At 58.2% G+C, this 26,260-nt stretch carries 23 protein-coding genes, 1 tRNA gene and 2 pseudogenes; 21 read left to right on the forward strand and 5 right to left on the reverse strand.

Annotated elements, in window-relative coordinates:
* From nirD to glpK, 12 genes and pseudogenes are all read left to right on the forward strand, one after another.
* Positions 1 to 336, forward strand: coding sequence for a nitrite reductase small subunit NirD (gene nirD, locus QE453_RS04695; protein ID WP_100911278.1), 336 nt, complete (start codon positions 1 to 3; stop codon positions 334 to 336).
* Positions 337 to 574: 238 nt separating this feature from the next.
* Positions 575 to 3,223: a molybdopterin-dependent oxidoreductase gene (locus QE453_RS04700; protein ID WP_309776495.1), complete on the forward strand. Its 2,649-nt coding sequence runs from the start codon at positions 575 to 577 to the stop codon at positions 3,221 to 3,223.
* Positions 3,195 to 4,661: a siroheme synthase CysG gene (gene cysG / locus QE453_RS04705; protein WP_309776496.1), complete on the forward strand. Its 1,467-nt coding sequence runs from the start codon at positions 3,195 to 3,197 to the stop codon at positions 4,659 to 4,661. The genes QE453_RS04700 and cysG overlap by 29 nt, the downstream gene beginning before the upstream one ends.
* A gap of 142 nt (positions 4,662 to 4,803) precedes the next feature.
* Complete coding sequence (locus tag QE453_RS04710) at positions 4,804 to 5,577, forward strand: DeoR/GlpR family DNA-binding transcription regulator (protein WP_006699927.1); 774 nt, start codon at positions 4,804 to 4,806, stop codon at positions 5,575 to 5,577.
* A gap of 108 nt (positions 5,578 to 5,685) precedes the next feature.
* Positions 5,686 to 7,209, forward strand: coding sequence for a glycerol-3-phosphate dehydrogenase (locus QE453_RS04715; RefSeq protein WP_309776497.1), 1,524 nt, complete (start codon positions 5,686 to 5,688; stop codon positions 7,207 to 7,209).
* A 36-nt stretch (positions 7,210 to 7,245) separates the two neighbouring features.
* Positions 7,246 to 8,316, forward strand: a complete 1,071-nt coding sequence (locus QE453_RS04720) for an ABC transporter ATP-binding protein (protein WP_006699929.1) — start codon at positions 7,246 to 7,248, stop codon at positions 8,314 to 8,316.
* Between the two features lie 12 nt (positions 8,317 to 8,328).
* A pseudogene (locus QE453_RS04725) lies at positions 8,329 to 9,400 on the forward strand (ABC transporter ATP-binding protein).
* Between the two features lie 2 nt (positions 9,401 to 9,402).
* Positions 9,403 to 10,269 (forward strand): carbohydrate ABC transporter permease, encoded by an 867-nt coding sequence (locus QE453_RS04730; protein ID WP_004437268.1) that lies wholly within the window; start codon positions 9,403 to 9,405, stop codon positions 10,267 to 10,269.
* Between the two features lie 3 nt (positions 10,270 to 10,272).
* On the forward strand, positions 10,273 to 11,196 hold the full coding sequence (locus QE453_RS04735; RefSeq protein ID WP_004437272.1) for a carbohydrate ABC transporter permease: 924 nt from the start codon (positions 10,273 to 10,275) through the stop codon (positions 11,194 to 11,196).
* Positions 11,197 to 11,198: 2 nt separating this feature from the next.
* A complete protein-coding gene (locus tag QE453_RS04740) occupies positions 11,199 to 11,492 on the forward strand; it encodes a DUF2160 domain-containing protein (RefSeq protein WP_004437276.1) in 294 nt (97 codons plus the stop codon).
* 74 nt (positions 11,493 to 11,566) lie between these two features.
* Complete coding sequence (locus QE453_RS04745; RefSeq protein WP_004437278.1) at positions 11,567 to 13,288, forward strand: ABC transporter substrate-binding protein; 1,722 nt, start codon at positions 11,567 to 11,569, stop codon at positions 13,286 to 13,288.
* A gap of 69 nt (positions 13,289 to 13,357) precedes the next feature.
* Positions 13,358 to 14,857, forward strand: a complete 1,500-nt coding sequence (gene glpK, locus QE453_RS04750) for a glycerol kinase GlpK (protein ID WP_004437281.1) — start codon at positions 13,358 to 13,360, stop codon at positions 14,855 to 14,857.
* 6 nt (positions 14,858 to 14,863) lie between these two features.
* Here the strand turns inward: glpK and QE453_RS04755 are convergent, their stop codons facing one another.
* The gene (locus QE453_RS04755; RefSeq protein ID WP_044459571.1) at positions 14,864 to 15,724 is read right to left on the reverse strand and encodes a LysR family transcriptional regulator; all 861 of its coding nucleotides are present in this window, start codon (positions 15,722 to 15,724) and stop codon (positions 14,864 to 14,866) included.
* A gap of 98 nt (positions 15,725 to 15,822) precedes the next feature.
* Between QE453_RS04755 and QE453_RS04760 the strand changes: the two genes are divergently transcribed.
* A complete protein-coding gene (locus QE453_RS04760; RefSeq protein ID WP_022563300.1) occupies positions 15,823 to 16,842 on the forward strand; it encodes a bile acid:sodium symporter family protein in 1,020 nt (339 codons plus the stop codon).
* Between the two features lie 62 nt (positions 16,843 to 16,904).
* On the opposite strand, the gene hspL is transcribed toward QE453_RS04760, so the two are convergent.
* Positions 16,905 to 17,387 carry a heat shock protein HspL gene (gene hspL, locus QE453_RS04765; protein ID WP_004437287.1) on the reverse strand — a complete coding sequence of 161 codons (483 nt, stop codon included), beginning with the start codon at positions 17,385 to 17,387 and terminating at the stop codon, positions 16,905 to 16,907.
* A 150-nt stretch (positions 17,388 to 17,537) separates the two neighbouring features.
* On the opposite strand from hspL, the gene QE453_RS04770 reads away from it, so the two are divergent.
* Both QE453_RS04770 and QE453_RS04775 read left to right on the forward strand, forming a co-directional pair.
* On the forward strand, positions 17,538 to 17,759 hold the full coding sequence (locus QE453_RS04770) for a hypothetical protein (RefSeq protein WP_167497225.1): 222 nt from the start codon (positions 17,538 to 17,540) through the stop codon (positions 17,757 to 17,759).
* Positions 17,756 to 18,697, forward strand: a complete 942-nt coding sequence (locus QE453_RS04775; RefSeq protein WP_035207362.1) for an alpha/beta fold hydrolase — start codon at positions 17,756 to 17,758, stop codon at positions 18,695 to 18,697. Before QE453_RS04770 ends, QE453_RS04775 begins: the two co-directional genes overlap by 4 nt.
* 21 nt (positions 18,698 to 18,718) lie before the next feature.
* On the opposite strand, the gene hisN is transcribed toward QE453_RS04775, so the two are convergent.
* Together hisN and QE453_RS04785 are read right to left on the reverse strand one after the other, a co-directional pair.
* On the reverse strand, positions 18,719 to 19,495 hold the full coding sequence (gene hisN / locus QE453_RS04780) for a histidinol-phosphatase (RefSeq protein WP_035207365.1): 777 nt from the start codon (positions 19,493 to 19,495) through the stop codon (positions 18,719 to 18,721).
* 314 nt (positions 19,496 to 19,809) lie between these two features.
* The gene (locus QE453_RS04785; protein ID WP_022563305.1) at positions 19,810 to 20,694 is read right to left on the reverse strand and encodes an N-formylglutamate amidohydrolase; all 885 of its coding nucleotides are present in this window, start codon (positions 20,692 to 20,694) and stop codon (positions 19,810 to 19,812) included.
* A gap of 181 nt (positions 20,695 to 20,875) precedes the next feature.
* On the opposite strand from QE453_RS04785, the gene cpdR reads away from it, so the two are divergent.
* From cpdR to QE453_RS04810, 5 genes are all read left to right on the forward strand, one after another.
* A complete protein-coding gene (gene cpdR, locus QE453_RS04790) occupies positions 20,876 to 21,238 on the forward strand; it encodes a cell cycle two-component system response regulator CpdR (RefSeq protein ID WP_003497910.1) in 363 nt (120 codons plus the stop codon).
* 81 nt (positions 21,239 to 21,319) lie between these two features.
* Positions 21,320 to 21,394, forward strand: a tRNA-Val gene (locus QE453_RS04795).
* Positions 21,395 to 21,601: 207 nt separating this feature from the next.
* Positions 21,602 to 22,843 carry a hypothetical protein gene (locus QE453_RS04800; RefSeq protein ID WP_244455979.1) on the forward strand — a complete coding sequence of 414 codons (1,242 nt, stop codon included), beginning with the start codon at positions 21,602 to 21,604 and terminating at the stop codon, positions 22,841 to 22,843.
* Positions 22,844 to 22,955: 112 nt separating this feature from the next.
* The gene (locus QE453_RS04805; protein WP_244455978.1) at positions 22,956 to 23,222 is read left to right on the forward strand and encodes a hypothetical protein; all 267 of its coding nucleotides are present in this window, start codon (positions 22,956 to 22,958) and stop codon (positions 23,220 to 23,222) included.
* Between the two features lie 347 nt (positions 23,223 to 23,569).
* Positions 23,570 to 24,601, forward strand: a complete 1,032-nt coding sequence (locus tag QE453_RS04810; RefSeq protein WP_309776498.1) for a DUF1254 domain-containing protein — start codon at positions 23,570 to 23,572, stop codon at positions 24,599 to 24,601.
* A gap of 432 nt (positions 24,602 to 25,033) precedes the next feature.
* On the opposite strand, the gene QE453_RS04815 is transcribed toward QE453_RS04810, so the two are convergent.
* Positions 25,034 to 25,237, reverse strand: a complete 204-nt coding sequence (locus tag QE453_RS04815; protein ID WP_244455976.1) for a hypothetical protein — start codon at positions 25,235 to 25,237, stop codon at positions 25,034 to 25,036.
* A 294-nt stretch (positions 25,238 to 25,531) separates the two neighbouring features.
* On the opposite strand from QE453_RS04815, the pseudogene QE453_RS04820 reads away from it, so the two are divergent.
* A pseudogene (locus tag QE453_RS04820) lies at positions 25,532 to 26,092 on the forward strand (flagellin/flagellar hook associated protein); the annotation flags it as partial.
* Positions 26,093 to 26,260: the final 168 nt, after the last annotated feature.

Raw genomic sequence — 26,260 nt, forward strand, 5'->3', positions numbered from 1 at the left:
ATGGACGTCAACTGGATCGATATTGGTGACATCTCTGACATCCCACTGCGCGGCGCACGGTGCGTAAAAACGCCGATGGGCAAGATCGCCGTGTTCCGCACAGCGGAAAATCATGTCTTCGCCATCGAGGATCATTGCCCGCACAAGGGCGGGCCGCTGAGCCAGGGCATCGTGCATGGCGCTTCGGTGACGTGTCCCTTGCATAATTGGGTCATTTCGCTGGAAACCGGCAAGGCCTTGGGGGCGGATGAGGGCGAGGTGAGGACCATTCCGGTACGTAATCTGGATGGAAGGCTTTCGATAGCGCTCGAAACCCTGATGATTGCGGCGGAGTGAATTGCGATGGCGGTGGCTTTACCCCCCTTTGCCCTGCCGGGCATCTCTCCCTCAAGGGGGGAGATCGACAAGCGGAGGGCTCCTCGTTCCCTCTCCACCGGCGACGACGCCAGTTGTGAATGGAAGTTTGTGCCGCGATTGATCTCCCCCCTTGAGGGGGAGATGCCCGGCAGGGCACAGGGGGGTAAGCGCCACACGTTGAGGCGGCGTAACCGCCACACGCTGAGAGGGCAAACCCATGCCCGTTGAAACCAAAACCACCTGTCCCTATTGCGGCGTCGGCTGCGGCGTCATCGCCACCGTCAACGACGATGGTATCGTTTCCATCAGAGGCGATCAGGACCACCCCGCCAATTTCGGCCGGCTGTGCTCCAAGGGCTCGGCTCTCGCCGAAACCATCGACCTTGAAGGACGCATTCTTCACCCTGAGATCAATGGCAAACGGGCGACATGGGACGAAGCGCTTGATCTCGTCGCTTCCCGCTTCTCCGACACCATTGCCGAACATGGCCCGGATTCGGTTGCCTTTTACGTCTCCGGCCAATTGCTGACCGAGGATTATTACCTCGCCAACAAGCTGATGAAGGGTTTCATCGGTTCGGCCAATATCGATACCAACTCAAGGCTCTGCATGTCGTCCTCGGTCGCCGGCCATCGCCGCGCTTTCGGTGCCGATACGGTGCCGGGCACCTATGAGGATATGGAGCTTGCCGATCTGGTGATCCTCACCGGTTCCAATCTCGCCTGGTGCCATCCCGTCCTCTACCAGAGGCTAGCGGCGGCAAAGGCGGCACGGCCGGAAATGAAAGTCGTTGTCATCGATCCGCGTCGCACGATGAGCGCCGATATTGCCGATATGCACCTCGCCATCCGCCCGGATGGAGACGTGGCCTTGTTTACCGGCCTGCTGGCGCATCTTTCCGGTAGTCCTGCAGTCGATCACGCCTTTGTGGAAGATCACACGGTCGGTTTTGATGCTGCGATGCAGGCAGCAACCGAATATAGCCTGCCTGATATCGCTGAGGCCACCGGGCTGACGATTGCCGAACTGATTTCCTTTTACGAATTGTTCGAACGCACCGAAAAAACCGTCACCTGTTACAGCCAGGGCGTCAACCAGTCGCAAAGCGGCACCGACAAGGTCAACGCTATCATCAATTGCCACCTTGCGACCGGTCGCATCGGCAGGCCCGGCATGGGACCGTTTTCGCTGACCGGTCAGCCGAACGCCATGGGCGGGCGCGAGGTCGGCGGGCTGGCCAACATGCTGGCCGCCCATATGGCCATCGAAAGTGCCGGGGATCGTGATCGCGTGCAGCGCTTCTGGGCCTCGCCTGCCATTGCGGAAAAACCCGGCCTCAAAGCCGTTGATATGTTTCGGGCCGTGGCCGATGGCCGCATCAAGGCGCTGTGGATCATGGCAACCAATCCAGTGGTGTCCATGCCTGACGCCGGTGCTGTCGAAGCGGCCATCAAGGCCTGTCCATTCGTCGTGGTGTCCGATGTCATGGACAAGACCGATACGGCGCGCCATGCCCATGTGCTTCTGCCATCGCTTGGCTGGGGGGAAAAAGACGGCACGGTCACCAATTCCGAGCGGCGCATTTCCCGCCAGCGCGGTTTTCTCGATGCACCCGGTGAAGCGAAAGCGGACTGGTGGCAGATGGCGGAAGTGGGCCGACGCATGGGTTTCGGCGCAGCCTTTGCCTTCCGGCACGCGTCGGAGATTTTCTCCGAACATGCGGCTCTGTCTGGCTTCGAAAATCTGGGCAGTCGCGATTTCGACATCAGTGGCGTCGACCCGAAAGTCTATGACGGGATGGCGCCCTTCCAATGGCCAAGACCGCAGGCAGGTGACGCCGGCACGGCGCGTTTCTTCGAAGATGGCCGGTTTTATCACGCCGATGGCAAGGCGCGGTTCATCGTCACAGCCTTGCCGGAGGTGGACAGAACGTCGGCGGACTATCCGCTGACGCTGAATACCGGGCGCATTCGCGACCAGTGGCATACCATGACCCGCACCGGCAAAAGCGCACGCCTTACCGCCCATATCGCCGAGCCATTCGCCGAGCTTCACCCGCGCGATGCACAGGCGCTGGGCATCGAAAGCGCCGATCTGGTAGAGCTGGAAAGTCCACATGGTAAGGTTCTGCTGCGGGCGTTGATCAGCGAAAGGCAGGCGCGCGGGTCGGTCTTCGCGCCGATGCACTGGAACGACCAGTTCGCCTCGCTGGCGCGGATCGATATGGTTGTGGCCCCGGTCACGGACCCTTATTCCGGCCAGCCCGCCTCGAAAAACACGGGCGTGAGGGCAAGACGTTTCGAAGCGAAGGCTTACGGTTTCGCCATTTCCCGCACCCGGCCCGATGCGCCGGACTGCGCCTATTGGGCGATTGCAAAGGCGGATGGCGGCTATCGCATGGAGCTTGCCTTTGCAGAAGAGCCGCAGGACTGGACGCTCTGGGCGCGACAGGTCTTCGGCATCGACGCCGGGATCGAGCCGCTGGGTTACAGCGACCGGCAAACCGGCGATCTGCGCCTTGCCTTTTTCGATGGCGATATACTGCTGGCGGCGCTGTTCATCGCAAGGCGGCCGGTGGCTGTTGCCCGCAACTGGGCGATTTTACAATTGACCGAGCGCCATGAGGACTTGCGAATGCGGTTTGCGCTGATCGCCGGTCGCCCCGGAGCCGGCCGTCCCGATCCGGGGGCCACGGTCTGCTCTTGCTTCAATGTCGGCGTCAACCAGATCACGGCCGCAGTCCGGGATGGCTGCCATAGCGTCGAAGCCATCGGCAAGGTGTTGAATGCCGGCACCAATTGCGGCTCGTGCCGCGCCGAAATCAAGGGGGTCATCAATGGATGCCTTAAAACCGCAGCGGAATGAACCGGCCCGTATGGAGAAACTCGCCAAGCTGCCGGTTTTCTGGGGGCTTGAGGGCAAGCGCGTAGTGCTGGCGGGCGGATCGGATGGGGCCGCCTGGAAGGCGGAGCTGTTGCTGGCCTGCGGCGCGGAATTGCATGTCTTTTGTGAGAGGGGTGACCTGTCCGAGACATTTGCAGGGCTCGTTGCCAGAAGCACTCGCCTGCATTTCCATGCCATGCGCTGGCATAGTGGCATATTCGCCAATGCGGAACTGGCGCTGGCGGATTGCGAAACGGATATGGGGGCGGCAGCTTTTCATGCCGCTGCGCGGGCGGCGGGTGTTCCCGTCAACGTCATCGACAAGCCGGAATTCTGCCAGTTCCAGTTCGGCTCCATCGTCAATCGCTCGCCAGTGGTCGTCTCGATCTCCACCGATGGCGCAGCCCCTATTCTGGCTCAGGCCATCCGTCGGCGCATTGAGACATTGCTGCCGCCCTCGCTCAGGGATTGGGGCGCTCTTGCCCAGACCATCCGTGAGCGGGTCAACCTCCGGCTGACGCCAGGTCCGTCCCGGCGGCTGTTCTGGGAGAAATTCGTCGATCGGGCCTTTACCGAAAGGCTGGACGAAGACAGCGAAGAACGATTGCTGACGGCTACCGGAATGCAGGCTTGCGAGGTTGGGGGGCAGGTGACGCTTGTGGGCGCCGGCCCTGGAGACGCCGAACTTCTGACGCTGAAAGCGGTGCGCGCCCTGCAGGCGGCAGATGTCATCCTGTTTGACGATCTTGTCTCAGCCGAGGTGCTGGAGCTGGCGCGGCGGGAGGCCAAGCGCATGCTGGTTGGCAAGCGCGGCGGTCGCGAAAGCTGCAGGCAGGAAGATATCAACGACATGATGATCCGGCTTGCAAAGGCGGGAAAAAGGGTGGTGCGCCTGAAATCCGGCGATCCGATGATTTTCGGGCGCGCCGGTGAGGAGATCGCCGCGCTGGCGGCTGAAAACATTCCCGTCGATGTCGTGCCCGGCATCACCGCGGCAAGCGCCATGGCCTCCCGCCTCGGCATTTCCCTGACCCATCGCGACCACGCCCAGTCGGTGCGCTTCATCACCGGCCATTCCCGTCAGGGAAAGCTGCCGGAGAATATTGACTGGACATCGCTTGCCGACCCCGCCGTAACCACGGTTTTTTACATGGGCGGGCGAACCGCGGCGGCAATCCAGTCCTCCTTGCTCGCCCACGGCATGGACGCCTCGACGCCCGTTGCCGTCGTGGTTTCCGTCACCCGGGCGAATGAGCAGCGCTGGTGCGGCCCACTCACGCAACTGTCTGCGGCAATCGAGCGGCTGGGGGTAAACGAGCCCGTTCTGATCGGCATTGGCGATGCGTTCCGCGCCGCTTCCCCGGCGCTGTCCTTGATGGACGCAAAGGAGATCCTTCCACCCGTTCTGATAGCTCGATGACGGACCACGCGCCGCCCCGGCGCAAATTTTTGACACATGACGTCGACGCGGCCACCCACGGTCGGCCTAAACCATCCCTTGACATTGGTTTTTCGTTCGCTCTTCAATAAAACGAAAAAATTGAAAGAGGAGGGAGGGCGAAATGTTGCTCACACCGCGTCAGGATGAAATCGTCGCGCTGGCGAAAGCGAACGGGCGAGTGCTGGTCGACGAGCTGGCATCGCGGTTTTCCGTCACCCCTCAGACGATCCGCAAGGACCTGAACGACCTCTGCGATACCCGTGTTCTGACACGCATCCACGGCGGCGCGCTTTTTCCAAGCGGCAATGAAAATGTCAAATACGAGGCTCGGCGGGCGATTGCTTCCGTAGAGAAACAGGCGATCGGGGCCGCTGCCGCCGCTCTCATTCCCAACAATTCGTCGCTTTTCATCAACATCGGCACGACCACGGAGGCGGTGGGCGAAGCGCTGGCGGATCATCACGAACTGATGGTCATCACGAATAATATAAATGTTGCCAACAGGTTACGTGTTTTCCCGGGTATTGAGGTGGTGATTGCCGGTGGTGTCGTGCGCGGCTCCGATGGCGGCATTGTCGGCGAAGCGGCCGTGGATTTCATTCGCCAGTTCAAAGTGGATTTCGCCGTCATCGGCGTGTCCGCCATCGATGAGGACGGCGCCCTGCTGGATTTCGATTTCCGCGAGGTCAAGGTTGCGCAGGCAATCATCTCCAACGCGCGCCATGTGATTCTGGTGTCGGATTCGCTCAAATTCGAACGGACGGCCCCTGTCCGCATCGGCCATCTTTCGCAGGTTCATACCTTCATCACCGATCATTGTCCGATTGATTCCATCCGCGGCATCTGCGCCGATCACGATGTCCGGCTGATCGAAACGGAGGCCCGTGGCACCTGATCCACGGGCTGTCGGAATTTCGTTTGACATTCGTTTTGTCTTCGAATTAGATGGTAGTGCTTTCAATATATCGATGAGGAGAGCGTCGATGAAAGCGCGGGAGGGTGCATGTCTGACGAGGCAATTCACGATATTTTCGTGATCGGCGGCGGTATCAATGGCTGCGGCATTGCGCGCGACGCCGTCGGCAGGGGCTATTCCGTCGCACTTGCGGAAATGAACGATTTCGCCTCCGGTACGTCGTCTGCTGCAACCAAGCTCATTCATGGCGGCCTGCGTTATCTCGAACATTACGAGTTTCGTCTGGTGCGCGAAGCACTGATGGAACGCGAGGTTCTGTGGGCCATGGCGCCTCATATCATCTGGCCCATGCGTTTCGTGCTGCCCTTCCAGAAGGGCGGTGTGCGTCCGGCGTGGCTCGTGCGTCTCGGGCTCTTCCTTTACGATCATCTTGGCGGCCGCAAGCTTCTGCCCGCCACCCGCTCGCTCGATCTGCGCCGTGATCCGGCCGGAAAGCCTTTGAAACCGATTTTCGCCCGGGCTTTCGAATATTCCGACGGATGGGTCGATGACGCCCGCCTGGTCGTGCTGAACGCCCGTGATGCCGCTGACCGTGGCGCGTTGATCCTCAATCGGACGCAGGTGGTTTCCGCGCGGCGCGACGGCGCGTTCTGGCGGGTCGAGACGAGAAATGCCGCCGGAGAAACGCAGGTCCACCGGGCGCGGATGTTGGTGAATGCCGCCGGTCCATGGGTCGACAGGGTTCTGTCGGCGACCTTCGGCAAAAACAACGTTCACAATGTTCGCCTCGTCCAGGGCAGCCATATCATCGTGCGCAAGAAGTTCTCCGATCCGCGCGCCTACTTCTTTCAGAATCCGGATGGCCGCATCATTTTCGCCATCCCTTACGAACAGGATTTCACCCTGATCGGCACGACGGATCGCGACTATACCGGTGACCCCCGGGCTGTTAAGATCAGCGACGAGGAAATCAGCTATCTCTGCAGCGCGGCGAGTGAATATTTTGCCGAACCGGTAAAGCCGGCCGATATCGTCTGGACCTATTCCGGGGTGCGGCCGCTTTTTGATGACGGCGCGTCAAAAGCGCAGGAGGCGACGCGTGATTATGTCTTGAAGACCGAGGGGACCGACGGCGAGGCACCACTTCTCAATATTTTCGGCGGCAAGCTCACCACTTATCGGCGACTTGCCGAACATGCTCTTGAAAAGATCGGCGATGCGCTGGGAACAAAGGGAGCCCCATGGACAGCGGGTTCTCATCTGCCGGGCGGGAATTTCAATGTAGAAGCTTATGCTGCGGAGGTTTCTGCGCTGCTATCGCGTTATCCCTTCATGGAAAAGCGTCATGCGGAGCGGCTCGTCCGCTGCTACGGCACCGATGTGGCGGCGATGATAGGCAATGCGACAGACGCGTCGGCGCTTGGGCGGTATTTCGGCGGCACGCTCTACGAAGCCGAAGTTCGCTGGCTGATGGCGCGGGAATGGGCGCTGACGGCGGAGGATATTCTGTGGCGCCGTACCAAGCAGGGGCTTTTTTTGACCCCCGACGAGGTGCGTGGGTTGGAGGACTACATCGATGACATTGCAGGTGGACGATTGAAGGCAATCTGACGATCCGGACAAAAGCGGAGGAGGCTTTGGATCACCATGCTTGAATTGCGAAATGTCTCGAAGATGGTGGGCGGTGACTATCATATTCATCCCACGGATCTGACGTTGCAGCGCGGAAGCCTGAACGTTCTGCTTGGACCGACGCTTTCGGGCAAGACGTCGCTCATGCGGCTAATGGCAGGGCTGGACAAGCCAAGCAGCGGCTCGATCCTGGTCAACGGCGAGGATGTGACCGGCTGGCCGGTCCAGAAGCGCAACGTCGCCATGGTGTACCAACAGTTCATCAACTATCCGGCGCTCAGCGTTTACGAAAACATTGCCTCGCCGATGCGGGTTGCGGGCAAGGATCAGGCAACCATCGACCGGGAAGTGAGAAAAGCCGCGGAGCTTCTGAGGTTGACGCCCTATCTCGACCGTACCCCGCTCAATCTTTCCGGCGGCCAGCAGCAGCGCACGGCACTTGCCCGCGCCATCGTCAAGAACGCCACTCTGGTGCTGCTCGATGAGCCGTTGGCCAATCTCGACTACAAGCTGCGCGAAGAATTGCGCGAGGAGCTGCCGCGCATTTTCGCGGAGTCGGGCGCGATCTTTGTTTATGCCACCACAGAGCCGTCAGAGGCGCTGCTGTTGGGCGGCAATACGGCAACACTCAACGAGGGCAGGGTAACCCAGTTCAGTCGCACCATCGAGGTTTACCGGCGCCCGGTGGATATTGTGACGGCGGAAATTTTCGCCGACCCGCCGCTCAACACCATCGAGGTCATCAAGACGGGTGGAGCCTTTACCCGTGCTGATCGCGCCGTTGTCGCGGTGCCGGCGCACCTTGCCACCGTGCCGGATGGACCTTTGACCATCGCTTTCCAGCCGCATCATCTTTTCCCGCAGGCGAAGGGTGAAGCACGGCAATCCATACGGGCGCGGACGCTGATCTCGGAAATCGCCGGGTCGGAAAGCTTCGTGCATGTGGAATTTTCGGGCCGACGCTGGGTCATGCTGGCGCATGGCATCCACGACATCGAACCGGACAGGGATATCGAGCTGTTTCTCGATACAAGCCACCTGATGGCATTCGACGCAAATGGCCGCGCCATCGGCGAAGCGGCGTAAGGGGGATCGGTCATGGCACGTATCACGCTCGATCATATCCGCCACGCCTATAACGCCAAGGCGCAGGCTGCCGGCGATTATGCCCTGAAGGAGGTTCATCACGAATGGGAGGATGGCGGGGCCTATGCACTTCTCGGTCCCTCCGGTTGTGGTAAGACCACGCTGCTCAACATCATTTCTGGCCTGCTGCGCCCCTCCGAAGGCCGCATCGCGTTCGACGGAACAGACGTCACGGATTGTGCGACTGAAGATCGTAATATCGCCCAAGTGTTCCAGTTCCCGGTCGTTTACGACACGATGACAGTTTACGACAATCTTGCTTTTCCGCTGCGCAACCGGCATGTGCCGGAGGCCGAGGTCGACCGCCGCGTGCGGGAAATCCTTGAGATGACCGACCTTTCCGGTATGGCCAAACGCAGGGCCCGCGGGTTGACGGCGGACCAGAAGCAGAAGATCTCGCTGGCGCGCGGCCTCGTACGCTCCGACGTCAACGCCATTCTCTTTGATGAGCCGCTGACGGTCATCGATCCGCATATGAAATGGGTGCTGCGCTCGCAGCTGAAGCGCCTGCATCGCCAGTCCGGTTTCACTATGGTCTAGCGTCACCCATGACCAGACCGAAGCGCTGACCTTCGCCGACAAGGTGGTGGTGATGTATGACGGCCAGATTGTCCAGATCGGCACGCCGGCTGAGCTTTTCGAGCGGCCGGGGCATACATTTGTCGGTTATTTTATCGGCTCGCCGGGCATGAATGTGCTGCCCGCCAATATCGAAGGGACGACGGCTGTGGTCGGCGGGATTGGTGTGCCGCTGGCAGGTGCGCCGACGATCGCATCGGGGCAGCGCATCGAAATCGGCATCCGCCCGGAATTCGTCCGGCTGGAACGCGGCGGTATGCCCATCACTGTCGATAAGGTCGAGGATATCGGCCGGCAGAAGATCGTGCGCGCCCGGTTCGCCGGCCAGAAACTGGCAATTGTCGTGGCCGAAGACGAGGAAATCCCGGCGGAGGCGGGTGTGCGCTTCGACCCGGCCGCGATCGGTGTTTTCGCCGATTCCTGGCGTGTAAAGATGGGGGCCTGACCATGGAAAAAAGCTGGAACAACAAGGCGTGGTTCATGGTGCTGCCGGTGCTGGTGCTGGTCGCCTTCTCCGCCGTCATTCCGCTGATGACCGTCGTGAATTATTCGGTGCAGGACACCTTCGGCAACAACCAGTTCTTCTGGGCGGGAACGCAATGGTTCGAGGAAATCCTAGCGTCGGACCGGTTCTGGGATGCGCTGGGGCGCAACCTGCTATTCTCCGGCATCATCCTCGCGATTGAAATTCCGCTCGGCATCTTCATCGCACTCAAAATGCCGAAATCCGGCATCGGCGTGCCGATCTGCCTCGTCACCATGGCACTGCCGCTGCTGGTGCCGTGGAACGTGGTGGGCACGATCTGGCAGGTCTTCGGGCGCAGCGATATCGGACTTCTCGGTTATTACGCCAATCAGCTCGGGCTCGATTACAACTATGTCAACGATCCCGTCGATGCCTGGATTACCGTCGTCATCATGGATGTGTGGCACTGGACGAGCCTTGTCGTGCTTCTGTGTTATGCCAGCCTCGTTTCCATTCCTGACGCCTATTACCAGGCGGCAAGGATCGATGGCGCGTCGCGTTTTGCGGTGTTCCGGTTCATCCAGCTGCCGAAGATGAAACGGGTGCTGCTGATCGCCTTCCTGCTGCGCTTCATGGACAGTTTCATGATCTATACCGAACCCTTCGTCGTCACCGGCGGCGGCCCGGGCAATTCCACAACCTTCCTGTCCATAGATCTCGTGAAGATGGCACTTGGCCAGTTCGACCTCGGCCCGGCAGCGGCCATGTCGCTGATCTACTTCCTCATCATCCTGCTGTTATCGTGGGTGTTCTATACCGTGATGACCAGCCACGACGCGGAGACCTGAGTCATGAGCGCCTCCAATGTCACGACCGGCGTGGAACGTAACGGCTTGGTCTCCGGCTCGTCGGGCGTTGCCACGTCGGCAAGACCCAGCTTTGCCGCAACGGCGCGCTCACGCCGCCATCACGGGCCATCCCGGTTTTCCTGGCTGGTGCCGACCATCTACATCCTGCTTCTGCTCGTGCCGATCTACTGGCTTATCAATATGAGCTTCAAGACGAATGCGGAAATCGTCTCTTCCATGACGCTCTATCCGCATCAGCCGACGCTGCAGAACTACAGGACGATCTTCACCGATTCATCCTGGTATTCCGGCTATATCAATTCGATCATCTATGTCGTCATGAACATGGTGATCTCGGTGGCTGTCGCGCTGCCAGCGGCCTATGCCTTTTCGCGTTACCGTTTTCTCGGCGACAAGCACCTGTTCTTCTGGCTTTTGACCAACCGCATGGCGCCACCGGCGGTCTTTGCCCTGCCGTTCTTCCAGCTCTATTCCGCTTTCGGGCTGATCGACACCCACATTGCCGTGGCGCTTGCGCATTGCCTGTTCAACGTGCCGCTGGCGGTGTGGATTCTCGAAGGTTTCATGTCCGGCGTGCCGAAGGAAATCGACGAGACCGCCTATATTGACGGCTACTCCTTTCCGAAATTCTTCGTGAAAATCTTCATGCCGCTCATTGCTTCCGGCATCGGCGTCGCCTGCTTCTTCAGCTTCATGTTCTCGTGGGTCGAGCTTCTGATCGCCCGTACGCTGACGACGACGGACGCCAAGCCGATTGCCGCGACGATGACGCGCACCGTGTCTGCCGCCGGCATGGACTGGGGCCTGCTTGCCGCTGCCGGCGTGTTGACGCTGATACCCGGCGCTCTGGTGATCTGGTTCGTGCGCAATTACATCGCCAAAGGCTTTGCGCTGGGAAGGGTTTGACCATGACGAAGATGCCCGATTTTACCTGGATGGCGTGGACGTGGCAGACGGCGGCCTTTTTCGGCACCATCGCGGTTTTGCTGGTCGGCATGTGGTTCTGGGAACGTCTCTCGCCCGGCGGCAATCCCCGCTTCGGCCTGTTGCGCTTCGAAACGACGCGTGGTGACAGGCTGTTCATCTCGCTGCTTGGCAGCGCCTTCATTCATCTCGCATGGCTCGGGCTGGTCGGCCCGAACCTGTGGTGGGCTCTCGCTCTATCCGTGGTCTACGCCGTTGGCGTTTTCCGTTTTGTCTAGAGCAGGAAAAGATGCGGCGGAGGAAAACCGCATCTCGCAGACTTCATGCAATCGCAACCCTTGGGAGGACTGATATGCGACGGCATCTGATGACGACGACGGCAGCCATGCTGCTGGCAATGACAGGTTCGGCTTTTGCCGGAATGGAGGAAGCAAAGCAGTTTCTGGACAAGGAAATCGGCGACATGTCGGCGCTTTCCCGTGCAGAGCAGGAAAAGGAAGTACAATGGTTCATTGATGCCGCGAAGCCTTTCGCGGGCATGGAGATCAAGGTCGTATCCGAATCCCTGACCACGCATGAATATGAATCAAAGGTTCTGGCGCCTGCATTTACCGCCATTACCGGCATCAAGGTGACGCACGACCTTATCCAGGAAGGTGACGTTGTCGAAAAGATCCAGACCCAGATGCAGACCGGCCAGAACCTTTACGATGGCTGGGTCAACGACAGCGACCTCATCGGCACCCATTGGCGTTACCAGCAGGTGCGCAACCTGACGGACTTCATGGCCAATGAAGGCAAGGATGTCACCAATCCCGGTCTCGACCTCAAGGACTTCATCGGCAGCGCGTTCACGACGGCACCGGACAAGAAGCTCTACCAGCTTCCCGACCAGCAGTTCGCGAACCTCTACTGGTTCCGTTACGACTGGTTCAACGACGACAAGAACAAAGCGGACTTCAAGGCCAAGTACGGCTACGACCTCGGCGTTCCCGTCAACTGGTCGGCCTATGAGGACATCGCCGAATTCTTCACCGGCCGCGACGTCGGCGGCAAGAAGGTCTTCGGCCATATGGACTACGGCAAGAAGGACCCCTCGCTCGGCTGGCGATTCACCGATGCCTGGCTTTCCATGGCCGGCAATGGCGACAAGGGCCTGCCAAACGGCCTGCCGGTCGATGAATGGGGCATCAAGGTCAATGACAAGTCGCAGCCGGTCGGCTCCTGCGTTGCGCGCGGTGGTGATACCAATGGTCCCGCTTCGGTCTATTCCATCGAGAAATATCTCGAATGGCTGAAGAAATATGCGCCGCCGGAAGCGCAGGGCATGACCTTCTCCGAGTCAGGCCCGGTGCCGGCACAAGGCAACATCGCCCAGCAGATCTTCTGGTACACGGCCTTTACTGCCGACATGGCCAAGCCCGGCCTGCCTGTGGTGAACGAGGACGGTTCGCCGAAATGGCGCGTCGCACCCTCGCCGCACGGCGTCTACTGGAAGGACGGCATGAAGCTCGGGTATCAGGATGTGGGTTCCTGGACCTTGATGAAATCCACGCCAGACGACCGCGCCAAGGCCGCATGGCTCTATGCGCAGTTCGTGACCTCAAAGACCGTGGATGTGAAGAAGAGCCATGTCGGTCTCACCTTCATTCGTGACAGTACCATACATCACAAGAGCTTCACGGACCGGGCCTCCAAGCTCGGTGGTCTTGTCGAGTTCTATCGCTCGCCGGCCCGCGTTCAGTGGTCGCCGACCGGCACCAATGTTCCTGATTATCCGAAGCTGGCGCAGCTCTGGTGGCAGGCAATCGGCGATGCGTCGTCGGGTGCCAAGACCGCACAGGCTGCAATGGACTCGCTCTGCGCCGAACAGGAAAAGGTCATGAGCCGCCTGGAACGTGCTGGCGTGCAGGGCGATATCGGCCCGAAGCTGGCGGAAGAGCATGATATCGAATACTGGAACAAGGACGCCGTTTCGAAGGGCAATCTCGCGCCGCAGCTGAAGATCGCCAACGAAAAGGAAAAGCCGGTCACCGTCAATTATGACGAACTGGTGAAAAGCTGGCAGAAGTGATGTCTGCATAAAATCTTAAATCGGGGCGGCTCTGCCGCCCCGTCATTGCGTTTGAAAGGGAGTGACATAATGGGCGGTTATATTCTGGCGATCGATCAGGGCACGACATCGACAAGGTCGATGGTCTTTGATCGCGACATGCGGGTCATCGGTGTCGGGCAGCGAGAATTTCCGCAGCATTTTCCTGCCTCCGGCTGGGTCGAACACGATGCCGAAGACATCTGGAAAAGTGTGCTTGAAACCATCCGACTTGCACTTGCCGATGCCGGCATCGCCGCAACCGATATAGAGGCGATAGGCATCACCAATCAGCGGGAAACGACGGTGCTGTGGGACCGCAACACCGGCGAAGCGGTGCACCGCGCCGTGGTCTGGCAGGATCGCCGTGCCGCCCCGGTCTGCGAGGATTTGAAAAGAAGGGGGCTGGAACCGCTCTTCTCTAAAAAGACCGGACTGCTGCTCGATCCATATTTTTCCGGCACGAAGCTGAAATGGCTCTTGGACAGCGTCAGCGGTCTTCGCGAAAGGGCGGGCAAGGGAGAAATCTGCTTCGGTACCGTCGACAGTTTCCTGATCTACCGTCTCACCGGCGGCCGCCGGCACGTGACCGACGCCACCAACGCCTCGCGAACGCTGATCTATAATATCGAAGACAATGTCTGGGATGATGAGCTCCTGTCCATCCTCGACATCCCCCGCGCCATGCTGCCGGAGGTTCTGGATTGCGCCGCCGATTTCGGCGTAACTGACAAGTCGCTTCTGGGCGCGGAAATTCCGATCCTCGGCGTTGCGGGCGACCAGCAGGCGGCGGTGATCGGCAATGCCTGCTTCGAGCCGGGCATGATGAAATCGACCTACGGCACCGGTTGCTTCGCACTTCTCAATACGGGCACAGACCGGGTGGCCTCCACAAACCGGCTGCTGACGACGATTGCTTATCGTCTCGACGGCGTGACGACCTATGCGCTGGAAGGCTCTATCTTCATCGCCGGGGCGGCGGTGCAGTGGCTGCGTGACGAGCTTGGTTTCATCTCGGTTGCATCAGAAGTCAGCGCGCTTGCCGAAAAGGCCGATCCGAAGCAGCGCGTTTATCTCGTGCCTGCCTTTACCGGTCTTGGCGCGCCTTATTGGGATGCCGAAGCGCGGGGTGCGATCTTCGGCCTCACACGCGGGACGGGCCCGGCGGAATTTGCCCGCGCGGCGCTCGAAAGCGTTGCCTATCAGACGTTCGACCTGCTGGATGCGATGCGCAAGGACTGGGCAGGTGACAATGGCAAGACGGTGCTGAGGGTCGACGGCGGCATGGTCGCCTCCGATTGGACGATGCAGCGGCTGGCGGATATTCTCGCCGCGCCCGTCGATAGACCGGTGTTTCTCGAGACGACAATCCTTGGTGCCGCCTGGCTTGCGGCCTCACGTGCCGGCATCTGGCCGGACCGCAAGGCCTTCGCCGACCATTGGCGGCGCGACCGCCGCTTCAGCCCCGAGATGGAAGAGAGCGAGCGGAAGAACGCCATCGCAGGCTGGCGCGACAGCGTCGGCCGTTGCCTCTCGAAACGGGACAATTAAGGCCGGTTACACGAAACTGCCGGGTGCGATGCTCTTGCTGGAAACGAGATCGGAAAGGGCGCGCACCAGCTCCGCCTCCGCGCCCTTGCTCGGTTGAAGCACGAATTCCACGTCTTCCAGCAGCGGCAGCACGCCTGCGGCAATCTCCTTCAGACCAGCCGGCGCCATGCTGCGCGGCTGCACCAGAATGCCCATGCCCGCCCTTGCTGCGGCGGTTAGTCCACTGAGACTGCCGCAGGTGCAGACGATCCGCCAGGCGAGACCGGCCCGGTCCAGTGCCTCCTGCGCCGCCTTCCGGGTGATGCTCGGTGGCGGAAAGGCAATCAGCGGGAGCGCATCCGGCTGGTTCAGCATCCGCTCAGGATCGCGCGCCAGCCAGACGAGCGGTTCGCGATAAAGGAAATGACCAAGCTTGTCGCCGAGACGACGCTTGGCCAACACCACGTCAAGTTCGCCATTGTCCTGCATCTGGTAAAGCACACCGCTGAGCGAGACCGTTAGTTCAAGGTCAACCAGCGGGTAAAGCCGAATGAATTCCTCCAAAATGGTCGTAAGGCGACTGGCGACAAAATCTTCCGACACACCAAGCCGCAGCCGCCCACGCAGGCGGCTTTCGCTGAAGAGCGAAGAGACCTTGCTATCGATTTCAAGCATGTTGCGAGCGTAACCGAGTAATGCCTCACCCTCGCCGGTCAGTTTTACCTGATGGGTGTTGCGTGCGATCAATCGGCGGCCAAGGGAGGCTTCAAGCCTCTGAATATGCTGGCTGACAGTGGATTGGCCAATGCCGAGCCGTTCGGCAGCAAGGGTAAAACTGCCGGTTTGCTGGAGCATGACGAAGCTGGCAAGATGTTGAAGGTTCAGCATTATCTCAAATCATGATAACTGTTAATCTTTGCATCCGAAATCATGATGAGCGATAGTGGCGCGCGTTTCAAGCAAAACCGCTGCCGGAAAGACCTCCCATGACCCGCTTCCTGCCCGACCGTTTCACCATGATGCTGGTGGCCACCGTAATTCTGGCTTCCATCCTGCCGATTAGCGGCGAGCCGGCAGAATATTTCGGGCTTGCGACAAAACTCGCGATCGCTCTGCTGTTCTTCCTGCACGGCGCGCGGCTTTCGCGGGATGTGGTGATTGCGGGCATCCTGCACTGGCGTCTGCATCTGGCGATCCTGCTCGTCACCTTCGGCCTTTTCCCGCTTCTCGGTGTGGCGATAGGCTTCATTCCCGAAAGCATCCTGCCGGCACCGCTCTATATGGGCGTGCTGTTTCTCTGTGTGCTGCCATCCACCGTGCAGTCATCCATCGCCTTCACGTCAATGGCGGGCGGAAACGTGCCGGCGGCGATTTGTTCAGCCTCGGCTTCGAATATTTTCGGCATGTTCCTGACGCCGTTGCTGGTTGGCCTGCTGTTCACGGTCGGCGGCCATGGCGGCGGATTTTCGCTGGATGCTTTCCTGCAAATCTTCCTGCAGCTGCTTCTGCCTTTCATCGTCGGTCAGGTCCTGCAGCCCTGGATTGGTGACTGGATCAGGGCGCGCAAGAAATTGCTTTCTCCGGTCGATCGCGGCTCCATTCTTATGGTCGTTTATCTCGCCTTTTCCGATGCGGTCATCGAGGGCATATGGCACACGTTTTCGCTCCGGGATATCGGTGTGGTCATCGTCATCAATATCCTGCTGCTGGCGCTTGTCCTGTGTGTGACGATGTTCGGCAGCCGGCTATTGGGTTTCGACAAGGCCGATGAGATCACCATCACCTTCTGCGGCTCGAAAAAGAGCCTCGCCAGCGGCGTGCCCATGGCCGGCGCGATCTTCGCCGGCCAGAGCATCGGTGCCATCGTTTTACCGATCATGCTCTTTCATCAGATCCAGTTGATGGTCTGCGCTGTCCTTGCCCAGCGTTATGCCCGCAAGGCCCATGAAAAGGCAGCGATAGCCGAAGCGGCTGCGGCAGAAGGCGCCGCAGCTTCCGCTCGATAAAACGCGCTCCGGCCAACAAAAACGGCCCCTCAAGGGGGCCGTCTGTCTTGCATGTGGAATACTTAGTTGACCTGAGCCGGGGTGACCTGGGCTTCGATGGTCTTCGGCGCATCGGCGCTGTCGGACGAGATCGCAATGCGGCGCGGCTTCATGGCTTCCGGAATATTGCGAACGAGATCGATGTGAAGCAGGCCATTCTTCAGGGAAGCGGTCTGAACTTCTACGTGGTCGGCAAGCTGGAAGCGGCGTTCGAAGGCGCGCGTGGCGATGCCGCGATACAGAAATTCGCCTTCCGTCGTCTTCTCATCCGTGGCCTTCTCGGCTTTCACGGTCAGCGCATTGGCGCGGGATTCGATGCTGAGTTCATTTTCATCGAAACCGGCAACCGCCATGGTGATGCGATAGGTATTCTCACCGGTCCGCTCGATATTGTAGGGCGGATAGGACTGGGCCTGCTCAGGCTGGCCGAGGCCGTCAAGCATCGAAAAAAGGCGGTCGAAGCCCACGGTGGAACGATAGAGAGGGGAAAAATCAACGTGACGCATGGTGTCCTCCTTAAGAAGCGACTGTTTGCGGTTAAGTCCGCCATCCCATTCTGGCGACGGTCGGACATTTGGCGCGGCCCCGCTTTGGCGACCGCATGAAGGAGATGGGAATGGCGTCGCGCGGCGTCAAGGGGGGATGCAATATGAACCATGTCTGAACATCTGGTTCCGGCATCGTTCAGTTTGAGAGCCATAAAACTCCAGTCATCGGAGACATTCTCCGTGGACAGAAGCAATAACGTCCCTTCTTCTTCTGTCTTACTCGCCGGAACCGCGACTGCTTTAACCGACGGTTCCGGCAATTTTTTCTTTGACCTTCCCGCGCCGCCGACCTATCCGAAAAGAGTTGAAAAGCCGGAAAAAGACCGATGATCGAAGCCACATTGCGCGCCAGTGAAGACAATCCGGTTCCCGACAGCCATGTGGTTGGATATTTTTCTGGCCATGGCGGCAAACAGCTCCGCTATGCGATCTTTCGAACCCATCGTCATGTTGCCCGCGGAACGGTGGTTCTGCTGCATGGCAGAAACGAATGTATCGAAAAATATTTTGAAACAGTGGCCGATCTGACGGCCATGGGCTTCTGGGTCGCGACGTTCGATACGCGCGGGCAGGGCGGTTCCGAACGGCTGCTGAAAAGGCCGGGTGCCGGGCACGTGCGGCGCTTTTCCGATTATCAGCACGACATCAGCCTTTTTCTGGAACAGGTGGTGCTTCCGGATACGAGGCTGCCGTTCTTCATGATTGCACATTCTACCGGCGCGCTTGCCGCGCTTGCCGCAGCGCCCGGGCTCGCGAACAGGATTGATCGGCTGGCGCTTTGTTCGCCCTTCATAGAACTCGACAGTCAGCAATCCGTCCCGTCATCCGTTATCCGGCTGGTCGCCACGGCTTTGAGCCTTGCCGGCCTGGGAAAAGTTCAGCTTGGCAGGGACCAGCGCGAACGGGATTTTGACGGCAATCCGCTAACCTCGGACGCAAAACGTTTCGCAAGGAATCTCTCGCTGCACAGGCAGTTTCCGGAACTGTTCATTGGCGCGCCAACGGCCCGCTGGGTCTATGAGGCATTGAAGACCATGGGCCGAGTGACCCGTCAGGATCATCTGACGAATATAACCATTCCTACCCTTATTCTGGCGCCCATGCTGGACACGATAACGCCCTATAAGGCGCAGGAAGAGCTGTCGCGCAATTTCCGGGCAGCGCAGCTTCTTCCCATCACCGGCGCGCGTCATGAACTGCTGCATGAGCGGGATGTTTTCCGCAAGCAGGCACTGGCCGCCATCGACGCGTTTTTCGCGCCGGAGTGATGGCCGCCTTGCAGGGCAGGTCTATAGTCTGGAGAGAATGGCAAGCGCCTGTTCGTGTACGGATCTGGAGCCGGCGGCCAGAATGCGGCCGCCATTTTCAGGACGTCCGCCATCCCATGTGGTGATGATGCCGCCGGCCTGCTCGATGACCGGAATAAGTGCGCCCACATCGTAGGGCTTCAGGCCGGATTCAATGACGAGATCGACATGACCCGCGGCCAGCAGGCAATAGGCGTAACAATCCACGCCGTAGCGGAAAAGGCGGACCTGATCCTGCACCTTTTCGTAGAAGGGCTTTTCCTCGGCGGTGAAAATATGGGGTGTTGTGGTAAAAAGTATTGCGTCCGATAACGAAGCGCAGTCACGCGTGCGGATGGTTCGTTCGCCCTCGGGTCCGAAATACCAGGCGGAGGTGCCGTCGGCAAAGTAACGCTCCCTGGTGAAGGGCTGGTCCATCATGCCCATCGTGGCGCGGCCGGCAGACTGGAAGCCGATCAGAGTTCCCCATACGGGAACGCCGGAAATGAAGGCGCGTGTGCCGTCAATGGGGTCGATGACCCAGACATGCTCGCGGTCGAGACCGACATTGCCATGTTCTTCGCCGAGGATGCCGTGCTGGGGAAAACGAGCCTCGATGAGCGCACGAATGGCGCTTTCGGCCGCTTGATCGCCTTCCGTCACCGGATCATAGCCGCCATCCTGCTTGTTGGTAACGGCAACGCCCGTACGAAAGCGGGGAAGCGTTTCGGCGCTGGCCGCATCAGCAAGTTCGAAGAAGAAATTCCGGTCGGGCAGCATGCGAAACCTCATTGCGTGAATTGATGGCCTCAATTGTGTGGCGAAATGCATAGACCGGAATCACCTCCGCCGTCCACTCGTATGGTGACGAAGCCGCGGTTTCCATATTTTCGGCAAAAGCACAAAAAACATGCAAAAAATAAAATGATTGACAATTGTGCAATTACTGCGTAGCGTGATGGTACAGTCTTTGACTGTAAATACCCTCCTTGGGTGTTTCCTCCCTAGACTTGACCGCGCCAAGGCGCGGTTTTTTTTGCCCGGCGCACAGCCAGGCAAGGGGGCGAACGATTTAATTGAGAAGCTTGGCTGTGCTATTCGGCGGCGAGCGAGGTTTCGATCGCATATTCCGACACAAAAGCCCCGAGCTGGCGCATGAATATTTCCAGCGAAGCCTGAATGGCGGGGAAATCGCCTTTCTTCAAAAGCGTTTTTTCATCGACATAAAGCGACCGGTTGACCTCTATCTGCAGCGCGTGAAGCGAGCGTATTGGACGGCCGTAATGTTCGGTAATGAAGCCGCCGGCATAGGGCTTGTTGCAGACGGCGACGAAGCCAAGTTCTTCGAGGAAATGCAGGGCCGCACGCGAGACTTCCTGGGAGGCGCTGGTGCCGTAGCGGTCGCCGATAATAATATCAGGTCTGAGGTTTGACCCGGTGACCCGGATGTTGCCGGGCATCGAATGGCAATCGATCAGGACCGCCATGCCGAAATGTGCGTGCGTGCGGGACAGCAGGCGGCGCAGACAGGCGTGGTAGGGTTTGTATATGGTCTCGATACGGGAGAGGGCTTCATCCACCGGCAGGCGATGGGCATAAATATCCATGTTTTCCGCAACGATACGCGGCACGGTGCCAAGGCCGCCTGCAACCCGCATGGAGCCGATATTGGCGTAGGGCGGCAAGGTGCCCTCGAACATGCGGGGATCGAGCTCGTAGGGCTCTCGATTGACGTCGAGATAGGCGCGCGGAAAATTCGCTTTCAACAGCGGCGCGCCAATCTCTGGGGCGGCGCCGAAAAGCTCGTCGACGAAGTGGTCCTCGGAACGACGGATGTCATGCGAATCGAGCCGCGCCGACTCTAGGAAGGAGATGGGATAGCAGCGGCCGCTATGGGGGGAATTATAGACGAATGGTAGGGTTTGAACGGCAGGTTCCGTTACTTCGAACAGCTCATATTCACCTGTTACCCAGTCCATTCAGGCCATTTACCATGTCGCAAACTATCAGGAGGTTCATGTTGCCAGTTACGGTGCGGCAAGTCCATACTGTCGCCCAAGTAGCGCTATACCGATTCACGTGTTCACAGGATATTTACCGTGAAAATCCTATAATCGGGCTAGGGTATTCCAAACATTGAGCAGTTACGGTCACTTAACCATGAATCAGAAAATTCTTCTCGCTGAAGACGATAACGATATGCGCCGCTTCCTCGTCAAGGCGCTGGAAAAAGCCGGTTACAAGGTTTCTTCCTTCGACAATGGCGCAAGCGCTTACGACCGGCTGCGCGAGGAGCCCTTTTCCCTTCTGCTCACCGATATCGTCATGCCCGAAATGGACGGTATCGAGCTTGCACGACGCGCGACCGAACTCGACCCGGACCTGAAAGTCATGTTCATCACCGGCTTTGCAGCGGTTGCGCTGAATGCCGATTCGAAGGCTCCGAAGGACGCCAAGGTGCTTTCCAAGCCGTTCCATCTGCGCGATCTGGTGGATGAGGTCAACAAACTCCTTGTGGCGTAAGGCCTCTCAAAAAACCTTCACAAAACCGAAAAAAAGCAGTTGACGCATGAACCGGTTTTGTGGTCTATCCGCCGCCACGGAGGGCGTGTAGCTCAGCGGGAGAGCACTACGTTGACATCGTAGGGGTCACAGGTTCAATCCCTGTCACGCCCACCATCCGAATTGCTGTAATATCAAGGCCTTGCGAGAAATCGCAGGGCCTTTTTACATAGTGGCCTCAAGGTTCACCGAACCTGACTAATTCGGAGCGCGCGCATCCGATGCATAAAGCTCCAACTTGGTTGACTGTCAAAATGGTTACTTCGCGATGGCGTACAGAGGGTGAGGGGGCCTTATGGCTTCTCGTCCGGAATGGAGGCGCTCATGGAAGAACCGAAACGCTCAATGAGCCGCGAGGAGCTTTATGCACTGGTATGGTCGACGCCCATGCAGAAACTGGCGGAGACGTACGGACTATCAGATCGAGGATTAGCTAAGACCTGTCAGCGATATCTCGTCCCAGTGCCGTCAAGGGGATATTGGGCAAAAGTCGATGCAGGGCAAACCGTCAAGCAGACCCCACTGCGTGCGGTGGAGAATACGGCGCTCCATACGGTGCACATAGGCGCTAGGCCGGTGAGCACTCGCAGCCCGTATCTAGCGCAAGTTCTTGAGACGGCTCTGCGCGAAATCGAGGACGAGAATAAGCGCGTGTGTCAGCCGTCCGCGGATGAGAGCACTCCTCCTGTACAGCCTAACCCACAAAATTCCCCTCGCATATCCGCAAGCAAAGCCGAGCCATCTGTCAGAATGGAGAGCGGAAAGCTTAGATCTGAAGTCCAATCGTTCTTGGCTGAACTCCGAGGTCGTGAGATCGATCGCGACGGGTACGTTTCACTGAAGGGCGCAAAAGTTACCCCAAAAGATGTACCTCGCGTCGGCGCTATTTTAAACAGCCTCTGCGCTGAGCTCGAACCCTATGGTTTTGCCTTTGCCGCCACGTCCACCATGCTGGGCTTCGAGAAAGATGGCACAACATTGAGATTCGCTATTGACGCTCCGAGAAAGCGACAAGTCGAGATATCCCGCAGTGGCTGGCAGCGCTTCACCTACGCACATGTAGGAAGATTGAGGTTACACTTTTACGGCCCGAGTGCTGGCGTCAAAACGGAGTGGTGCGATACCGACGCCAAAACGATCGAGGCCCATCTAGCCAAAATTGTAGAAAACTATCGGATTGCGCACGTCGCCGCGCGCGAAAACGATGAGCGAAATCGTCAGGAGGCTGCGCGTCGAGCGCATATGGCGTCTCGTAGGAAGATGGCAGAGCAACGTGCGAAGCGTGAAAGCGATCGCCTTTCCTTTTTACAGAGTATTGCCAATGCGCGCCGTGAGGCAGACGATTTACGCGATACAATTTCCTCCGTTCCGTATTGTGAAGATCTCCCAGCGGACTACCGACGAATGCTTGAGTGGGCTCGAAAGCGGCTGATGCAGCTTGAGGAGCAAACGCGTGTTGAGGCAATTCAGACATCTTTAGAGGCCAAGCTGCTTTTCGCGGATCCGGATCCACTTCATGATCCCGAAGGTGATCCGCCATCTAAGCTGAACTACTGGGACGACTAGCCTGCTTACCTTTGCTCCTGTGCACTCTTTGATATTGCCTATCAGGGGTTTCAAGGCTTTAACGGTTATCGTGAAACACAGCGAGACCAAAAAGCGTGAATCGGGGCCGTAAATGATCAGCCTGGCACGTCTCATCTGCGGAATTTTTGCGGTGGTGGCCATCGTGACTTTTATTGGTCTGCTGATGATAGATCATTGGTTTACCATCGGGGAACGAGCGCAAGGGGACTACCCAACACGGACGCCGGCAGAACAAGCCGAGGCTGAAGCTAGGGCGAGCGCAGCGGCCGAGGAAGCCAGCAAGGCCGCCGATAAGGCATTGAGGATCACAAAAGGCAGCGATGCCGAAATGAAACGGGACGAGGCGAAGAAGCAGTGAGCGAAGCTGGGGGGCTTGGTGTCAATTCCTGATCACGAATTTATTGCCTACATCGATGAAGGTGGAGACCCAGCCTCAAGCGTGTAAGACCGATCGACCACGCTCGCCTCCATCGTAAATGGCCATAAGATGAGCCGGATCGGCGAGCTGATGCCGTGGAACTATTCGGGGTGAACAGACAGGTAAAAGTCTGCTGTTGGCCCCAAGCGGACATTCGGCACACGTGATTAGGCGACCAGACTAACTCCACAAACTAGGATTAACATTTACCCCGACATTTACGGTAACGTACTTGCGAGCCAAACCCTGGCGATTAGGCTTCTCGTGTTCACTATAGGAGAGGTGAAGTGCGAGACCACTTGTTCCCAGCGAGAATTTCGATTGCGTCGCTCGGTGTTTTTCTCTCATCGGTTTGCTACGCGGCGGACACCGTTCAGGTTACGGTCGACAATTTTCCACGGGCTGAAACGGATGTTACAATCGCCGCCTATGCCAAGGAGGGAGCCTTCGGTCAGTTGCTTCACTCGCGCACGCCGCCGTCGATTGACGATCAGAAGGTCGTGCGGATGAACCGCGACACCCTCTATTCATTTGGTGTCTTCGATCTTGATGCCGGGCCGGTCACCCTGATGCTTCCTGACGCGGGCAAGCGTTACATGATGGCGCAGGTGCTGGATGAAGATCAGTACACCCATGACATCGCCTATGCGCCCGGATCGAAGACCTACACGAAAGACCAGGTCGGCACTCGGTATCTGATCGTGACCATCCGCACCCTGGTTGATCCTACGAACGGCGAAGACATCAAGATGGTCCATGCGCTTCAAGACCAGGTCAAGGTCGAACAGGCCTCGAAAGGCGACTTGGTTCTGCCGAATTGGGATAAGACATCGCAAGAGAAGATCAGGAACGCGCTCAAGGTTCTCGGAGCCACATTGCCGAACTCCGACCACATGTTCGGGGCTCGCAGCGAGGTCGATCCTCTTCGATACCTAATCGGGTCAGCCGTCGGCTGGGGCGGAAATCCCGCTTCTGCAGCGATCTATATCACCGGCAAGCCGAAAGACGAAAGCGGCACGAAGATTGAAACCATCACTGTCAAGGATGTTCCTGTCGACGGATTCTGGTCGATCAGCGTCTACAATGCCAAAGGCTTCTTCGAGAGGAACGCACTCAATGCCTATTCGCTGAACAACTTGACGGCAAATCCCAATGCCGATGGCAGCATCACCGTTCAGTTCGGCGGGTGCAAGAAGGAAACGTCAAACTGCCTTCCGATCACGAAGGATTGGAACTACACAGTCCGACTATATCGACCACGCCCGGAACTTGCGACCGGAAACTGGAAGTTTCCTGAAACAGAGCTGATGGACAAGTAAGACCGCTTCTGGCCCATTCTTGCCATCTAACCGCAGCGGTAGCTCTCGGAACGGCCTAACGCGCTTGGTCAACGTGCGAGGAAAACACCGCTAACGATTATCCGAGGGAATAATAAAGTCTTCGGGCCCCACTACATGGACGCAAGCTGCACTATGAGTTCTCGAACCTCGCTCTCGTTGAGCTCAAACTCCGGGCCCTCCTCCATCGCCATCAACGTGAGGATTGTGCCGTCCATCTCTGGTGTGAGGTCCAAACCATATCGCTGATAAATCTCGTGAGCCACGCTTGAGACCCTCGTCGTATTAAAGTCGCCAACAAGCGCATTCTGCAGCAGGGTGGCCAATTCTTTAGCTTTTAGTCCCAAATTCGTTTTTCCAGTTTTCTCTGCGGGCTGCGCGACTTGCTCGGCAAGGTTTCTTTCGGAAGAATTTCTATTTCTCGCCGTCCGGAACAATCAGCCAGAATAATTGCACCAGGTCATCCCAGAGCCGGCCTAGATCCTCGATCATCGCAGTGATTTCCAGATAGGCGTAGATAGCAGCGGCGATGAGCAAGATCAGCGCGCAGACCAGCAGCCAAGGCCAGATCCTGCGTTTCCGCTTTAGAATGGATTGCGCTTCTTGGTCTACAGTCATCTATAATCACCATCCTCACTCCATAAGCCAGCTACCATCGTCCTGAAGATCGGTGGGGGCATTCCAGGAGTCACCATAGCCAAAATGTCGAGGTGAGCATGTGAAATCTGTATCGCATGGAAGCCCCAGGTAACGTCCACATCATCTTCTAAACGCACCCGTCAGTGGAACCTGCGGAGAAATGCGATTTCCGGCAATCCGCAATTAACCATTCATTAACCAACAAACTATTTATATCGATGCAATCACTGATTGCTCATGAGGAGCGCGCGTCTATTTTATTGAAGGCTCCTCATGACATCTATTTTGACAAACAGCGCGGCAATTACGGCGCTGCAAACACTTCGCTCTATCTCTTCTGGACTTCAAAACTCTCAAAAGGCAGTTTCGACCGGACTTCGCATTTCGTCCGCGTCTGACAACGCAGCGTATTGGTCTATCTCCACGACTATGCGCTCCGACCATGGTGCTCTTTCAGCAGTTCAAGACGCGCTTGGCCTCGGCGCTGCAAAGGTTGATACAGCCTATTCCGAAATGGATTCAGTCATCGCTGTTCTTAACGAATTCAAATCGAAACTTGTCACAGCCTCAGAGAAAGGCGTAGACAAAGCCAAGATTCAGGCTGAGTTGGATCAACTGAAGCAGCAGGTTGTCAGTATTGCTACCTCTGCGAGCTTCAGCAGCCAAAATTGGCTGAATACCGGTATTGTCGACATCTATGACAGCGCATTGAATCGCTCCACTGTTGTCTCTTCTTTTGTCCGCACCGCTGCTTCCGTTGGCGTTAGGACGATTGATGTCGATCTTTCGCGGGTATCTCTGTTCAACAGTACTGGCGGCGGCCTTCTTCAGCAGGATGCGCGGGACATGAAGACCATAGGCGGTCTCAGAAACCTACAATCCATATCAGATCCCAGCTCCCTCGGCACAGATTACACTCCCTATGACGGGATCGACGGCTCAAGCGGATACATGACACCGGTGTGGAACGCAGGTAGCCCCGGCACGGTCGTAATTGATTTC

It is taken from the genome of Agrobacterium sp. SORGH_AS_0440 (assembly GCF_031453135.1).
Lineage (GTDB): Bacteria > Pseudomonadota > Alphaproteobacteria > Rhizobiales > Rhizobiaceae > Agrobacterium > Agrobacterium pusense.